18 protein-coding genes are annotated in these 15,776 nt (G+C 39.5%); 3 read left to right on the plus strand and 15 right to left on the minus strand.

The features are described from left to right. Positions 1 to 194 precede the first annotated feature (194 nt). Positions 195 to 1,304: an S-(hydroxymethyl)glutathione dehydrogenase/class III alcohol dehydrogenase gene (locus P255_RS06925; RefSeq protein WP_004904857.1), complete on the minus strand. Its 1,110-nt coding sequence runs from the start codon at positions 1,302 to 1,304 to the stop codon at positions 195 to 197. A 718-nt stretch (positions 1,305 to 2,022) separates the two neighbouring features. Between P255_RS06925 and P255_RS06930 the strand changes: the two genes are divergently transcribed. Beyond that, on the plus strand, positions 2,023 to 3,327 hold the full coding sequence (locus P255_RS06930) for a dicarboxylate/amino acid:cation symporter (protein ID WP_004904854.1): 1,305 nt from the start codon (positions 2,023 to 2,025) through the stop codon (positions 3,325 to 3,327). A 55-nt stretch (positions 3,328 to 3,382) separates the two neighbouring features. On the opposite strand, the gene P255_RS06935 is transcribed toward P255_RS06930, so the two are convergent. From P255_RS06935 to P255_RS06945, 3 genes are all read right to left on the minus strand, one after another. Next, positions 3,383 to 3,874 carry a hypothetical protein gene (locus P255_RS06935; protein WP_004904852.1) on the minus strand — a complete coding sequence of 164 codons (492 nt, stop codon included), beginning with the start codon at positions 3,872 to 3,874 and terminating at the stop codon, positions 3,383 to 3,385. Between the two features lie 87 nt (positions 3,875 to 3,961). Further along, on the minus strand, positions 3,962 to 5,356 hold the full coding sequence (fumC, locus tag P255_RS06940) for a class II fumarate hydratase (protein ID WP_004904847.1): 1,395 nt from the start codon (positions 5,354 to 5,356) through the stop codon (positions 3,962 to 3,964). A gap of 104 nt (positions 5,357 to 5,460) precedes the next feature. Continuing rightward, positions 5,461 to 6,462: an SDR family NAD(P)-dependent oxidoreductase gene (locus P255_RS06945; RefSeq protein WP_004904845.1), complete on the minus strand. Its 1,002-nt coding sequence runs from the start codon at positions 6,460 to 6,462 to the stop codon at positions 5,461 to 5,463. A gap of 381 nt (positions 6,463 to 6,843) precedes the next feature. Between P255_RS06945 and P255_RS06950 the strand changes: the two genes are divergently transcribed. After that, positions 6,844 to 7,560 carry a hypothetical protein gene (locus P255_RS06950; protein ID WP_004904842.1) on the plus strand — a complete coding sequence of 239 codons (717 nt, stop codon included), beginning with the start codon at positions 6,844 to 6,846 and terminating at the stop codon, positions 7,558 to 7,560. A gap of 119 nt (positions 7,561 to 7,679) precedes the next feature. Here P255_RS06950 and P255_RS06955 read toward each other — a convergent pair whose 3' ends face one another. The 9 genes from P255_RS06955 to P255_RS06995 form a co-directional block, all read right to left on the minus strand. Beyond that, on the minus strand, positions 7,680 to 8,123 hold the full coding sequence (locus tag P255_RS06955) for a hypothetical protein (protein ID WP_004904841.1): 444 nt from the start codon (positions 8,121 to 8,123) through the stop codon (positions 7,680 to 7,682). Continuing rightward, positions 8,120 to 8,632, minus strand: coding sequence for a glycoside hydrolase family protein (locus P255_RS06960; protein WP_004904839.1), 513 nt, complete (start codon positions 8,630 to 8,632; stop codon positions 8,120 to 8,122). Before P255_RS06960 ends, P255_RS06955 begins: the two co-directional genes overlap by 4 nt. Further along, a complete protein-coding gene (locus tag P255_RS06965) occupies positions 8,619 to 8,885 on the minus strand; it encodes a DUF7940 domain-containing protein (protein WP_004904837.1) in 267 nt (88 codons plus the stop codon). Before P255_RS06965 ends, P255_RS06960 begins: the two co-directional genes overlap by 14 nt. Continuing rightward, a complete protein-coding gene (locus tag P255_RS06970) occupies positions 8,885 to 9,172 on the minus strand; it encodes a phage holin, lambda family (RefSeq protein ID WP_035365088.1) in 288 nt (95 codons plus the stop codon). Before P255_RS06970 ends, P255_RS06965 begins: the two co-directional genes overlap by 1 nt. Before the next feature lie 54 nt (positions 9,173 to 9,226). After that, positions 9,227 to 9,460 (minus strand): hypothetical protein, encoded by a 234-nt coding sequence (locus P255_RS06975; protein WP_004904835.1) that lies wholly within the window; start codon positions 9,458 to 9,460, stop codon positions 9,227 to 9,229. Between the two features lie 61 nt (positions 9,461 to 9,521). Beyond that, positions 9,522 to 9,869: a phage tail assembly chaperone gene (locus P255_RS06980; RefSeq protein ID WP_004904833.1), complete on the minus strand. Its 348-nt coding sequence runs from the start codon at positions 9,867 to 9,869 to the stop codon at positions 9,522 to 9,524. Further along, positions 9,869 to 10,705, minus strand: a complete 837-nt coding sequence (locus tag P255_RS15070) for a hypothetical protein (RefSeq protein WP_004904832.1) — start codon at positions 10,703 to 10,705, stop codon at positions 9,869 to 9,871. Before P255_RS15070 ends, P255_RS06980 begins: the two co-directional genes overlap by 1 nt. An 8-nt stretch (positions 10,706 to 10,713) precedes the next feature. Next, positions 10,714 to 12,966, minus strand: coding sequence for a hypothetical protein (locus tag P255_RS06990; protein WP_004904828.1), 2,253 nt, complete (start codon positions 12,964 to 12,966; stop codon positions 10,714 to 10,716). Between the two features lie 10 nt (positions 12,967 to 12,976). Further along, complete coding sequence (locus P255_RS06995; RefSeq protein WP_004904827.1) at positions 12,977 to 13,750, minus strand: glycoside hydrolase family 24 protein; 774 nt, start codon at positions 13,748 to 13,750, stop codon at positions 12,977 to 12,979. A gap of 104 nt (positions 13,751 to 13,854) precedes the next feature. Between P255_RS06995 and P255_RS15685 the strand changes: the two genes are divergently transcribed. Further along, a complete protein-coding gene (locus tag P255_RS15685) occupies positions 13,855 to 13,989 on the plus strand; it encodes a hypothetical protein (RefSeq protein WP_255209839.1) in 135 nt (44 codons plus the stop codon). Between the two features lie 12 nt (positions 13,990 to 14,001). On the opposite strand, the gene P255_RS07005 is transcribed toward P255_RS15685, so the two are convergent. Both P255_RS07005 and P255_RS07010 read right to left on the minus strand, forming a co-directional pair. Then, the gene (locus P255_RS07005) at positions 14,002 to 14,427 is read right to left on the minus strand and encodes an Sbal_3080 family lipoprotein (protein ID WP_004904823.1); all 426 of its coding nucleotides are present in this window, start codon (positions 14,425 to 14,427) and stop codon (positions 14,002 to 14,004) included. Between the two features lie 38 nt (positions 14,428 to 14,465). Then, on the minus strand, positions 14,466 to 15,776 hold the full coding sequence (locus P255_RS07010; RefSeq protein ID WP_004904821.1) for a hypothetical protein: 1,311 nt from the start codon (positions 15,774 to 15,776) through the stop codon (positions 14,466 to 14,468).

Consider the following 15,776-nt stretch of genomic DNA (forward strand, 5'->3'; position numbering starts at 1 on the left):
AAACCTCAGCTTGTCTGAGGTTTTTTTATCATTAGGAAATTTTTAACCTGAGTTTGGTGACAGTTTTGAGTCAGTATATTCAAATATCAGTTAAAATACAGACCTTATACATGTAGCCCTAAGCTCAAACATGCAACTGACGTTTTTGCATGTTTGATTATGCCTACACATTTCATATCGAACTCAAGTTAATTTTAGTAGTGAACCACACTACGAATTGATTTGCCTTCATGCATCAAATCAAAAGCTTCATTGATTTTTTCAAGTGGCATGGTATGTGTCACAAAAGGTTCAAGCTGAATTTCACCTTTCATTGCATCTTCAACCATACCTGGTAATTGTGAACGTCCTTTTACGCCGCCAAATGCTGTACCCATCCATTTGCGGCCTGTGACCAACTGAAATGGACGAGTTGAAATTTCCTGCCCAGCACCTGCCACACCAATAATAATCGATTGTCCCCAACCACGGTGCGCACACTCTAAAGCCGAACGCATCACATTCACGTTACCAATACATTCAAAAGAGTGGTCAACTCCCCAACCTGTCATTTCCACAATCACCTGCTGAATAGGTTGATCATAATCTTTTGGATTGACAAAATCGGTCGCACCGAACTGTTCTGCGAGCTTGAATTTTTCTGGATTGGTATCAACGACAATAATACGTCCTGCTTTAGCTTGACGCGCACCTTGAACCACAGCTAGGCCAATTCCCCCTAGTCCAAAAACGGCAACGCTGTCACCTTCCTGAACTTTGGCTGTGTTGTGTACCGCACCAATACCTGTTGTCACCCCACAACCTAGCAGACACACTTGCTCAGGGTTCGCTTCAGGGTTAATTTTTGCCAACGATACCTCAGCCACGACGGTATATTCACTAAATGTTGAACAACCCATATAGTGATAAATTGGCTCACCATTATAAGAAAAGCGCGTTGTTCCATCTGGCATCACCCCTTTGCCTTGTGTTGCACGTACCGCAACACACAAATTGGTTTTGCCTGATTTACAAAATAAACATTCGCCACATTCTGCAGTATATAAAGGAATAACGTGATCACCTGGTTGAACACTGGTTACACCCTCACCGACCTCAACAACGATACCCGCACCTTCATGCCCTAAAATAGCAGGGAATATTCCTTCAGGGTCATCTCCTGAAAGAGTAAATGCATCGGTATGGCAAACGCCAGTATGGGTAATCTTAACCAGAACTTCTCCTGCTTTTGGTGGTGCAACATCGACCTCTACAATTTTTAAGGGCTGACCTGGTCCAAATGCAACTGCCGCACGTGATTTCATTTATCCTATTCCTTAAGTTCAAATCATTGATCATGATGATAATAGTTTCATCATTATAGTTTCTTTTAAAGCAAATTTAATGCCTAGAAGTAAATTTTAGTACACTAGAACTGCAATATTGTCCTGTGTTTTGACCTTAAGTCATTTCATAAATAAATACAAACTTATCATGACCACTCGCAGACATACTTAAGAATTTCTTATAGGGTAAATGCATTTTTTGCACTATATTAATGCATTTTTTGCATACATAATAATCAGATTCATTATTTAATTTAAAAGAATTTGCCTGAAATTTGACGTTTTCCACTTATTTATTGCCAATTCAAGCCAAATAACTCAAGAAAAACTTAACAATCTTCTCTAAATGCTCAAATGCAGATTCAAAAGTTCAATGTAATTTTTCTTAAAAATTTTGTATAAAAAACGCTCTGTTCGACTAAAGTATAACTTATTGATTTGGTCGGGTTTCAGAATTAAAAATCGTTTTCTCGACTAACAAAATCCAATCAATATAATTAAATTATTGTTTTTAATTAATTTTTTAAAATTTCAACAAATTTGTTTTATTTATTTGAGTTATTTATTTAATTTCATCATTTCCAAATTTTATGGCCACATTTTAACTTCAAATATTTTTTTAAAGTAAAATTCGTTTTGCAAGTAAACCACAAAATTGGCACCCACTTTTTTGGAATATCTATAGGATCTTATATTAATGGACATTCACGCACATCAACCCAAAGCTCCAGGGGACAAGCCGAAGTTTTACCAAATACTTTATGTTCAAGTAATCTTCGCAATTGCCATAGGTATTTTATTAGGTCATTTCTTCCCAAGCGTTGGTGAGAGTTTCAAACCTTTAGGTGATGCTTTTATTAATATTGTAAAAATGATCATCGCGCCCGTTATTTTCTTAACTGTAGTCACGGGTATTGCTAGCATGAACAACATGGGAAGTGTTGGACGTGTAACAGGTAAAGCGATGCTTTATTTTGTCACATTCTCAACTTTAGCGTTATTTGTTGGGATGGTGGTTGCCAATGTGATCCAACCTGGTCACGGCTTAAATATCGACCCTGCAACTTTACACGGCGACAAGGTTTCTGAATATGTCGAGAAAGCGCACGACTCGACTGTCGTTGGCTTCTTGATGAATATCGTTCCAAAAACATTGGTTAGCCCACTTGTTGGTGGCGATATTTTACAGGTTCTTTTTGTTGCAGTATTGTTTGGTATTGCACTTGCAACAACCAGCGAACACTCTAAACCAATTATTGATTTCTTAAACAACCTGACTACCCCTGTATTTAAACTTGTAGGCATGCTCATGAAACTTGCACCAATTGGTGCGTTTGGTGCAATGGCATTTACAATTGGTAAATATGGTATTGGTTCTATTGGTAATCTGGCATTATTGATTCTCACTTTCTACATTACTGCGGTATTGTTTGTCGTGATTATTTTGGGTGCTGTTGCCAAATACAATGGTTTCTCAATTATTGACTTGGTTCGTTACATTAAAGAAGAACTCTGGTTAGTTCTAGGAACAAGCTCTTCAGAAGCTGCTCTACCATCTCTTATGGAAAAAATGGAAGAAGCAGGTTGTGAAAAATCTGTTGTAGGTCTTGTTATTCCAACAGGTTACTCGTTTAACCTAGATGGTACAAATATCTATATGACAATGGCAGCATTGTTTATTGCTCAGGCATGTAATATTGACTTAACTATTGGCCAGCAGTTGACCCTATTGCTCGTTGCCATGATCAGCTCTAAAGGCGCAGCAGGCGTAACTGGTGCAGGTTTTATTACACTTGCAGCAACGTTATCTGTCGTTCCAGATGTTCCTGTTGCAGGGATGGCGCTTATTTTAGGTATCGACCGTTTCATGTCTGAATGTCGCGCACTAACTAACCTTATTGGTAATGCATGTGCAACAATCGTTGTGGCACGTTGGGATAAAGCGTTAGACAAAGAAAAATTAGATGCAACTCTAAAAGCGCATAAAGCCCAAAAAGCTTAATATGCACAATATAAAAAAACCGCATCTTGATGCGGTTTTTTTATGCGAATCAAATTTAGATTTGCCCTTGCAGAATGCTTGCAGACATATAATTTTTCCATTGTTCACGCAATGTTGGCAGATAGAATTTCTCACCAATTTCCACCAAATCTGCATCCACCAAAGCATGTAAATCTTGCAAGAACAAATAATCCAGTTCAACACTCAACAATTTAGCATTCTTCTTGCTGTATTCTTTACGCTTTGCCTGTGCTTTTTTCACAAACTGGTCGGCATAAGCACGGTCTTTATATTGTGCGACTGCATTTAAACGCAGTTCAACCAATCCCCAACCACCGAGTAGTAATTTAAAAATCTCGAAATCACGACTGGTTGACTCCCAACTCATTTTTTCTAGATTTTCATCTGAAGGTAAAACAGGAAGTAACAACTCCATTACACTTGGAAAAATCTTTTTAAAGTTGAGAATAAATTTGACAGGATGATCACCCGGATAATCTTGAAACTGAACGTGTTGTTGCGTATCGGTTAAATATATATCGAGCATAAAAAAGATCATCAGCAGTAAATATAGAGCGCTATATTGTACGCATAACTCACGCCAATACAAACTGCTGATCTTCAGACATGTCTATTATTTCACATTTGGTGCAACCATTTTTTCAGGGCGTACTACTTCATCAAACTGCTCAGGCGTTACCAGATTAAGTTCTACAGCGACCTGTTTTAAGGTTTTATTTTCCTTATAAGCTGTTTTTGCCACTTTCGCTGCATTTTCATAACCAATCACAGGATTTAATGCAGTCACCAGCATTAAAGAATTATGCAAAAAGTGGTCAATTTTTTCGCGGTTTGGTTCAATGCCTACAGCACAGTGATCATTGAAACTATTGCATGCATCACCAAGTAGCTGAATTGACTGTAACAGGTTAAATGCAATCACAGGCATAAAAACATTCAGCTCAAAATTACCTGATGCCCCTGCGATATTAATCGTGGTGTCATTTCCCAAGACCTGAGCAACCACCATGGTCATGGCTTCACTCTGTGTCGGATTGACTTTTCCTGGCATAATGCTTGAACCTGGCTCATTTTCAGGAATACGTAACTCACCAAACCCGCAACGTGGCCCACTGGCTAACCAGCGAATATCATTTGCAATTTTGTTCAGGCTAGTTGCAAGGGTTTTTAATGCACCCGATGCAAATACCGCAGCATCACGTCCAGCCAATGCCTCAAATTTGTTTGGTGCAGTGACAAAAGGCAAGCCTGTTAGCTCCGCCAATTGTTGCGCAACTTTTACAGCATAGTCTGGATGGGCATTTAATCCCGTACCTACAGCCGTTCCTCCCAATGGCAACTCATACAAGCCTTCAAGTGCCTGATTCAGACGTTTCAAACCATGTTCAAGCTGTGAGACATAGCCACTAAACTCTTGTCCCAATGTCAACGGCGTTGCATCTTGTAAATGTGTTCGCCCAATTTTGACAATTTGCTGAAATTCGTCTGACTTTTGCTGCAAAGTATCACGAAGGCGTTTCACCGCAGGAATCAGCAGTTCATTAATTTGCACACTCGCTGCAACATGAATTGCCGTTGGAAATGAATCATTAGTCGATTGTGCACGGTTCACATGATCATTCGGATGGACAGGCTTTTGTGAACCTAAAGGATTACCCAGCTTTTGATTGGCAATATTGGCAATCACTTCATTACAGTTCATGTTACTTTGCGTACCCGAACCTGTTTGCCAAACCACCAGTGGAAATTGCGCATCCCATTGTCCTGCAATCACTTCTTCAGCCGCGTCAACAATATAATTTGCCAGCTCTTGTGGAATCTGTTTCAGCTCTGCATTGGTTAATGCAGCTGCTTTCTTGACCAACCCCATCCCGCGAATCATGGCACGAGGTAGCCGTTCCTGACCAATCTTGAAGTTTTGTAAACTACGTTGGGTCTGTGCCCCCCATAGCGCGTCATCTGGGACTTCAACCTCTCCCATAGTGTCATGTTCGATACGTGTTTTCATCCTTAATATCCTCTAATTTTTATGATTAATCTTTTTCATCATAAGCTGAATCCAATCATACTCAGCAACAGTCATTTAATAAATAATTATCATTTACTTTTTCTTTATGCACCACGATAAAATCGCCACTGATCCTGTAGCATCTGTGCAACTGTCCGTTGTGCAGTCCAACCTAACACTTGCTTGGCCTTAGTTACATCTGCACCAATCTGATCTAATAGGCCTTGATTTAAATGATGTGCAACATTCAGTACCTGAATTTTCGTACCAGTAACCTCTTCGGTCTCATGAAGCAGTTCAGCAATACTGATCACATCATCTCTGGCAATATTGAATGTTTCATAACAGTGCTGTTGCTGTTTCAGCCATTCTAAAGCTTTTTCTAAAGCATCACAGATATCTAAAATATGTACGAAACTGCGCTCAACTGTATGATCCTGAGTTTTGGCAGCCTGATATAATTCAATGCCTTCACGCTCATGATTCGCAGCTTGCATCAGCAGCCCCATAATACTCTTTGGTAATTTGGGAACATATTCTCCCCAAAAGCCTTGTTCAAATGCACCAGCAACATTGGCAAGACGTAAAATAGCCATATTCCATTCATTATCATGCTGAAACACATCAGCAAGAATTTTTTCCATCATTTGTTGTGACTGTATATAAGGATTAGCACACTGATAATTCAGTGGTGTCGTTTCTGACAGTTTCGTTTCAGAACACCCATACACCATCAGGCTCGATAAATGCACAAAATTCCGACAGCCAATGCGCTGCATCATACGCACAATGCTCATTAAAGCGCTTAAATTATTGTTATAATACTCAATCGGTTTTAGTGCAGATTCTTGTAGCGATTTAAATCCCGCACAATGAATCACCACATCAATTGGGTATTGTTCTACAAATTTGGTTAATGCAGGAGTGTTACGCACATCAACCTGTAAAAATGGAATATATTGCCCTGCGATATATTGCAAACGGTCTAAGGTATGCGGATGACTATTGACTAAATTATCAACCAGCACAACTTGTTGCCCTTTCGACAATAAGTGCAACGCAATATGCGAACCTATAAAACCTAAACCACCTGTGATTAAAATCATTGTTTAGATACCTTTTAATTAGATCAATAACTTATATGACTATGGTGTTTTTTTGGTGTTTTCATAAAGTTATCCACAAGTATAAAAATGGAAAAACCGACTCAAAATTTCTCTTGAGCCGGTCAAATCTGCAAGAGAAGTATAACACTATCTTACAACTTCAATGAACTTGCTATGTTTCAATTTGCAATTATTGTATTTACTAACTGTTTCTATGTTGACTAAAAAATGGGGTATTGCAGATGGGTAGAACAAAATGAAAACATGGCTTCACTTCTACATTGAGCACACGATTAGAAATGGTGAGATTTTTTACAGAGAATCAGGCTGGTCGTTTGGGATGAAAAGCCGTTATGTAGTTTTGAGTGGGGTTTTGAGTTAATGGAAGTAAGTAATAATATTAAAAGTACTTTCGGTGTTATTTTAGCGCTTACCATTATATTTTTTATTGTTGTATTTATTTGGTACGGTTGTTCAAACACTAAGGACCAATTAAAAGAAACACTAACCCTTACTATAGGATTTTTTGGTGGACTGGCAACCTTGGGGGCTGCATATATTGCTGCTGCAATGTATAACGATTGGAGAAATCAACACAATGCTCAAATTAAATACAATTATTTAAAAGACACATTAGAAATTACAAGAGATAATCTTATATTATTTGCACCTATATTAAATCATATAATTTTAGCAGGGATGAAATATATAGAAGGTGATGTGGTATCCATTATTGAACTTGATAAAAAAATAATAGATAAAATCTATTCATCTCACAAAAAATCACTTCTAATTTTTAGGGAATACAATACTGTTTTTAATGATGATGATAGTTATTTATTATTCTTAAAACTAAGTGTAATAATTGAAAAATCCCTTACATCATTAATCTCGATAACAAATATTGATTCAGATTTAGACAAACTTGAAGCAATAACCAAGCAAGCGCAAATTATCGGAGTACCCACAGATGTTAAAAATGGAATTGCTATAAGCTTCTACACTCATCAGATGACTACATTAGATTTACTTGGGCAAGTAGAAGTCTATTATCTTGAGCTAGTAAAGCATCTTGCCAAACATGAATTAAAAGAATAGCCCTCACCCGAGGGCTTTTTCATTTCACCGCATCAACCAATGCTGCATGCTTCGCTTTACAGTCATTGTATTTATCAACCGTGTCCACGGACCACAATAAAATAGACTTAGCAGTACCGTCACTCGGAGTTGTCAGGTTTTGGCACTGTGTCATCAAGTTCGCTGGATAGCTTGGTTTGACCAAGACTGATTGCTTTCCCAAGCTGCTGCATCCCGCTATCGTCAAAACACACATTACGATAAACAGGTCTTTCCACGATCTTTTGCACTGTATCTCTAACCGTTTGGATTTTGACTTGTTGAGTTGCTTTGAGTTTTTCATAGTCTGCACTCGCTTGATTGGCTTTGTCGTTTGCCTGTTTTAATGCTGTTTGTTGTGTTTGCTCGATTTTCTGAATTTGGGTTAAGCATTTGGCATCTGCATTTTCAGATTGTGTTTTCCAGTGTGATACACGCCATGTCTGTACGACAAAGCCGATTCCTAAAATTAAGATTAGTACCGTAAGTACAATAATGATGAGCTGATAAAACTTGGCCTTTATTTCTTGAATAGCTGTCATCATGAATTAGCCCCCATGCATTTCTCATAGCGATTGAGTTGTCGTGTGTACACTCCATAGCAGTTGTTGCTGCGGATTGAGCAATCACGACCCGCTACAAACTTGTATTTCAGTAAGGACTTGCATGCCTGCACATAGTCGCCTTTCACCAAATTTGCTTTGATTGATGACTTGTTCCATGCGCCTAAACCATATTGATAGGTCCAATCCAAATACACGTCATATTCAGCTTGGGATAGCTTCGCGTTTGGAATTGATGCAGCAAACTTCTGAGCATCTTTGTTCACGTAATCAGTTAGATATGCTTTGGCTTGCTGTCGAGTAATCGCTTTGTCAGTCATCTTGACGCGCTGACCATTCGGATAAATCGTGGTCCCATGTCCAATGGTGGGAACATCACCCTTGGTCGGAATCACTGGCTTTGATGTGTAACCTTCATAAGTGATGATAGAAGCCAGCAAAGCGCCTGTGATGCCAAGCGCTGCCAGTGGTTTTTTCTTATCCGCCATCATTTTTCCCCTTGCTTCGAAGATGCACAACAACCCCAGTAATCACAAGACCAAGCCCAATCCATTTGATCAATAAAGGGCTTAGAAATGGAAAATAGTCTGCTGCAGATGTTTGCCACCAAATCGTGATTTGAGCGCCATAAGCTAGTTCAATTGACATAAAAAAAGCGCCTAATGCGCTTAATCGAACACTCCAAAGCTTGTGTAGTTGCTTAGTATTTCCTAGCCATTGTTTTAAACTATCAATGAGTTTCATTATTTCATCCCAATTTTTTCTTTGATGTATGAGGAAAATTTGATTGTCCCAATGAATCCAATAAAGCCACTGGCGAAAACACTGATGCCATTGGGTAAGTTAAGCCAAGACAAGATGCCATTAATGCCAAGTGCAAATAGTGCACACATCAAAGCTTCTAACCAGTCAGATTTTCCATGCATTTGTGCTGTTCGAAATAAAGCCATAAAGAAAGCCACAATCACCCCCACTACGGTTGCCCCATTCTGAGCAATCAGGTCGCTCAAGTTGGATAAGAAATGCTCCACGATTACCCCCAAAATAGGAAAAGCCCACTGAATTGGGCAGAAGTCAGTTATTAATTAAAGTCCGCAGATATAGCCGATGCATGCGCCAAACAGCGTAGCCAGTGCATCATCTAAATCAGGTGTGTGCTTATTTTTGTGAAAATCGTCGTAAACCTCTTTACCAACACCAATGACCAGACCAGCGATGAGACCTGCAACAGGGTGGATAAAATGGAAAGCCATATAAACAAACAGGCCAACAATGAAGTGAAGCAATTTGTCTTGCGGGATTTTTAGCAAGAGATTCATAACAACTCCTGAATTTTTGGCAATAAAAAAGCCCCTACTCGGGGCTGGAAGGTGCTGTTTTTTATAGTGGGTAGGACGGCCAAACAATGTTGCTTGGGAATCCTGATTGTGTTGGAACATCACGCAAAGCCTGACGATATGTCAGCAATGCTTTGTATTGATCAGTAGTCAGTGTTGTGGGTTCAGCAATTTCGATTTGATCATGATGACGCTGAACGAGCCATTGTGTATCGCTAAGCAGCTGGTCTCGTTTATTACGCGCTTGGGTAGATAACTGATCAGTTGTTGGTTGTGGATTAATATGCGCTTCAACTTCTTGATCCGTCATTTTGACCATTTCTGAAGTGACTAAATCAAGCTGGTCGTCATCAAAAGCAAAAACTTCATTATTTAATTTGTAGTGATTCATTAACGTAACTCCCACCATGAAGCAAGCGCCCCACTGGCTGAATATGTCCCACCTGGAGGAATTATTAGGGTAACAGTTGCAGTAACACCAGATGAATATCCTGAAAAACTTTGAATTGAGTTCCCGTTTATAGTGCCAGACTGTGCAGTACCAGATGAATTATACCCAGTCACACAAGCGATAATAGTTTTGGAGGTGCTATTTGTATAAGTGGTATTTAGCGCTCTACTTGACGTCATATTTTGCCAAGTTTGACCAATTCCGAATAATTTATCATATAAGACCTTTCCTTGAGCTGCCGTTAATGCGGAATCAGTTGCCGTACTTGTAAGCGTGTTAATAAGCTTTACAATGCCTGCCGCTAAATCCGTAGCAACCCCAAAGGGAAGCACATTAATATCAAGTTGAGCATTTACATCTAATCCAGGGACACCCCCTGCTACATTTTTTTTAGCCTCAATTGCTTGGTCAACATAGGTATCAATATTTTGCTTAACCAGTGCTAATTCATTTAACCCATCATTGACTTGCTGAATGAAATTTTCGAATTCAGTGACATTGACACCACGGGAAATTGCATTTACATCAGCTATAAGCGCATCATTTTTGTCTTTTACAACAATTCGATATGCACCATCTCCTAAATAGATATTTGCGCGCCCCGCGTCATCAAGAACGATAGGATTCAAATTTTGTGTACTGGTAGGATCTGATCCTGTATACGTTACCTTTGGATTTGTTGTGCCAGATTCGTATGTGTAGACTTTACCACCTACGATTGGCACTCCAAGATGATCGATAAATTGCGTTGTGACATTTGTTAAAAGCGAATACATATTTTCACCTATTGTGTGGCAGCATTAGCACCACTTAAAAGCCCTGCTTTACGTAATTGGTCGATAAGGGATTGGTTTAAGTCGCCAATTTGTAAATCATTGCCCGCAATGCTAGGTTTTAGGGTTTTATTAACTTCGCGCGACTTAATAATGTCGTTTACAGGACTGGCAAGGATACGCACACCCGGTAAATTTAGACGACCAATCAAAAAGTTTGCTAAAGCTGATCCAGTATTTGAGTTGTTCACATAGGAGTGCGGCGGCTGTGATACAAGGAAATGCCCTGCCATCCCAATGTCTCTAAGTCGGGAAACTTCTTTTGGGTCAAACATAGTTTCAAGTCGTCGATCACCGATCTTATCCAGTGCTCGCTTCATCCCTGCTGGGCTAAATTGACCATTAGAATTAATTGCTTGGTTTGAGATGTACTCAATGACTTGTTGCTTAATGTCATTCACTGATTGAGGATTTACATCATTCAACAAATTGACAGTTTTGCTTAGTTCAGACACATTTCCATTTAAAACATGTTTCTGAAAGAGCTTGTCAGGCTCAACACCGTTTTGAGCATCTTTCAGCAAAGGCATGTTCTCAATAGATTGCACGTTATCCTTAAATGCCTGTCGAGCTGAACTATATAATCGTGCAGCATCGTTATTGCCTTGACTCAACAAGTTTTGCATAGCTTCATTTTGACGAGTATTAAGTGCATCGCGCACCAAACCAATCGCATAAGTCGAGCTAGACGGCTGTCCATTTTGCAAAGATGCCTTATATTCGCGATTCAAAATCTTGATCAATTCTTCAGATTTACCAAGTGTGAATTTATCTGAGTTATTCGATACATCTTTTAAAATCTTATGAATACTTGGCGGTAAACTAGACATTGCATAATTTTTATCAAGAGCAGTGATTGCATCATTGGTGAATCCAGCGCCATCCAGAACGACATTATTTCCGTTCGCTTGTCGCGCCTGATCATACAGACTTTGATAATTAGCTTTATTCGAGGCTAGTTTTGAGTTTGCAGTATCTAGTGCGCCTTGCATTGCACCATACTGATCTATAGATGTACCACCTGTTTTGCTTGCAGCATCATCTAGTAGACCTTTTAACTGCACATTATCTTGATTAAATTTATTGCGAAGTGGATCTCCTGCACCTTGAATTTTTGCAAGTTCAGCTTCTTTTTGCCACTGTTGTGAGCTGCGAGTGACTTGACTTTGTGTTCCTTTTAAACCAAGTTTTCCAAATAATGCCTGTCTTGCTACAGCATCTGGATTAAGATCTTTTCCTGATTTTGTGGCTGCAACAGCATTCTTCCGAAGTCCATCTACAACATCACTAGATAAATCAGAAAGGCTTACGCCATTCTTGTTTAATGCTTCTTCTAGCTTTTGGTCGATATTTGCAATGTTCGCTGCAGTTGTATTGTATTTTGCTGCTGCCTTTGTAATACCTTGCCCAATTTTTTCACCAACCACCGCCCCAGCTGCTCCACCTACTGCTCCTGCGCCAACATTTGATAGGCGTTGATCTGAATTTTCTGCGAACTGCGCTCCCCCAATTGCACTACCTAATAATGCATTTTGACCTAAGACTTTTGCGCCTGCAGTTGATAGAATTTTTGCACCTTGATATCCACGTGCGAAAACTGCTGCTGGAGCAGTGGCAGCCATTTCACCTAAGAACTCGCCATAATTCGTTCCTGCGCCACTTTCAGTACGTGCTTTTTCATACGCTTTGTACTCATCAGCTTTTTGCTTCGTGTATTTCTGGTATTCATTGGTATCAAAATGAGTGCCAAAATAATCATTAAGTGGCTTTTGAATTTTATCACCCAGCCAATGAGCACCTTGTATAGCACCACTAAACACCTTATCCATACCTGCGCCAACATCGGCAAGAAAAGACGGCTGTTCAGGTTTTGCAGGGGTATCCTGCTGTTTACTTTGGTTACCTCGAGACGCGTTAATAACAATTGGATGGCGCTCTGGAAGAACCTCTGGTGAATCTTGTTCAGCACCATCAACAACTACATCACCGTAACCATCGGATGCGAGATGCTGACCTTGACTATTTCCGACTTTTAGACCTAATTGACCCGCAATTTGCTCATCTGTAAAGCCTTCTTTTTTAGCCATGGTGATGCGTTTTTGAAAGCTCGCGTCATTCGAAAGCGTTGAATAGATATCGCTATCTGAATATCCAGCCTGCTTTGCTTGAGAGATGCGTTGAGAAATATCTGCTTGATCTGCCATGTTTTAGCCCTTATGACTGTGCGAGCATGCTATTTGGTACAAACTCAGGTTGAAATTGATTATTTTGTTCCACAGGATTCTGTTGCAAATTGGCTTGTTGCTGCGCAACAGGTTCTTGTAGGGGCATATCTTGATGTTCTTTAGCCAATAGCTCGGTTGGTACAAGCTCGGGTTGATACTCTTTTGGCTGCGGATCATCTTGAACAAACTCAGGCTGATAGCTTTGTGCCATCGCGTCTTTCGGAACAAATTCAGGCTGGTATTGCTCTTGGCTTTTCGTCATCATGCCCTTTGGAACAAACTCTGGACTAAATCCATCACCAACATTCTGACCAAGATGGCTATTCACAAAATCCCATGAGCGCTTTCCTTGGTCATATGGGCTTGTAGGTAGAGAAGCCCATTCTTTTCCAAGTTTCTGGATTGCAGACTTGTAGTTTCCATTCATAACGTCATTTAACGCACCACGCCCTGCAATTAGAGCAATTGCTCCAAGATCTTGTGCTTTAGGGGAAAAATCACGAAAGCCATACTGTTTGGCGATGTTATTCCATGTGCTGTTTAGAAACTGATAGCGACCTGCAGCAGTTGTATAGTTCGTTGTGCCATCTGTTTGCTTGAATTCTTTTTTTATATTTGGGTGCGCTGACAAATTAGAAAACTGTTGATTGCCGAATAATGTGTTGTATCCGTATTTTGAGCCTTCGCTAGCGGCAATCAGGTCTAACATCTTTCTAACATTTGGATTTGCATATGCTTGCTGGAGTTGTGCGAGTGTTGCCATATTTTCACCTGATAATAAAAAACCACCCGAAGGTGGTTTATATTAAATTTAGTAATTTTTTGGGGTTTATAACCCCGAGTGTAATAAACGTAACAGCAAATAACATGCAAAATAATCCTAAAACAGACCCAAAAACACTTGCTACTTCCGATGATGTACCTGTAAATACCGAATATAAAAAAGTAAATCCACCACCACAAATAACTAAAACCCAACACACGATTAGAAATCTGACATAAATTTTTTTCATTTTATTTTCCAACGAGTTGATCAACCAGAGGGTTTATTTTGGACTCATTACTTTTGTATTTTGTTGGGTTTAGCAAACCACCCGCATGCAATTTGTATTCAGCATCAGCTATTTTGCTATCTCTTTTATAAAGTCTAAGCTCCGCTTGAGTGAGTACCATTGAAAAATCCCATTTTTGGTATGCAACATACTTTATTGAATACTCACAATACGGCGGCTTATTTCCTTTGGTATATGTTTCTGTAGATATTCCATTATCTTCTAAGCGATTAATAACAATATCCTCAAATCCATTTACAACGACTCTAGGATTATGCTCAATACAAATTTTTTGTATTTTCTCATTTGCATTTAGATTCAAAGGATTAACTTGTGTTGTTGCACAACCTGACAGTACCAAGGCAGTTAAAATTATTAATTTTTTCATTATAAATCCCTCGTCGTAATGAGGGATTTATAGCACAATTAACGACCAAATAGAATGTTGTTTAGCTTAGCAGTATTTGCCTGAGATTGTGGCTGTGGCTGCGGTTGATTTTGATTTGCAGCCATGGCTTTGTACTTGTTATTCAGATTACGAATAGACTGTAATGCTGCCATACGAGTCTGAATCGGCAAGGTATCATCTGCCAAATTGCCCGCCATTTCCTTATACATCGCCACGTCTTTATCGGATTGTGGTCCTGACATTTTAGGCATCAAGGATACAAGTTGCCCTGACAATGTTTTAAGCTGTGCAGAAGCTTGTTGACCTTGCGTTGATTTACCAAATACGTTTCCTGCCAGATCAAGACCTTTACCCAAATAACTATGTGTTGCATTCGGTAGTATCTTTTCAATTTCAGGAAGCAATGTGTCGATACGAGCCATTCGGGTTTTTTCTTCAGCCTGAGTGGTTGCATCCTTACCTTTTGGTTGCTCAGTAATATAATTTCCGTTTTGGTCTTTAATATAAACACCTTTACCATTCACAACAGCATATTTTCGGCCTTGAGCATCTACACCATAAGCTGTTGGCTTGTTTTGCTCAAAGTATTGTTGCTGCTGCTTAAATCGCATTTGAGCATTAAACTGCTGCTGATCTTGCGACATTTTTTGCTGCTGGGTTTGAGCATTTTTATCTGTCGAGTAGATACTGGCATTTGTTGTGCGCTGGTTGTTAATGTCAGATTGAGCATTATTTGCAGCATTATCAGCAGTCTGAAATAAGAAACTTGCAGGGTTTTGACTACCCGCAAGAATTGCATTTTTAGCCCATTCTGAGATTTTTGCAGGATCGCCGCCTAAGCTATCTAACTGCTGGGTAAACTGAGCATGCGTTTGATCATCAATTGCACCTGCTGCTTTTGCAGCATCAAGCCCCATTCTAATGAATTGAGGATTGCCATTTTGAGCGCCTGCAAAAATAGCTTGTTTTGCATCTGTTAAGCGAGAGTTTGCGGTTTTTTGTGTTGTATTGCCTGCATCTGCAAAATCTTTACCGCCAGAACCCATATTTTTATAGATTTCTGATTGTGTTTTTTGTTGATTAAGCATTTGTTGTTGCTGCGCTGCCTGCTGCGCCTGAAGCTGTGGCATGATCCAGCGTGCCATTGGTGATTGCTGCCCGATTTGGAGCATCTTATTTAAGTCACCATTAGATTCTTTATAGATGCGCGATAGCTCTCCATCCGCTTTGTTTTGGATAAACTGGTCGGCTAATTTTGACCCATCTTGCAGCATTTTTATTCCATCAATGCCCTGAGCCATCAATGGAATACTTGCATCAATTGACAT

The sequence above is a fragment of the Acinetobacter brisouii CIP 110357 genome (assembly GCF_000488275.1).
Classification (GTDB): domain Bacteria; phylum Pseudomonadota; class Gammaproteobacteria; order Pseudomonadales; family Moraxellaceae; genus Acinetobacter; species Acinetobacter brisouii.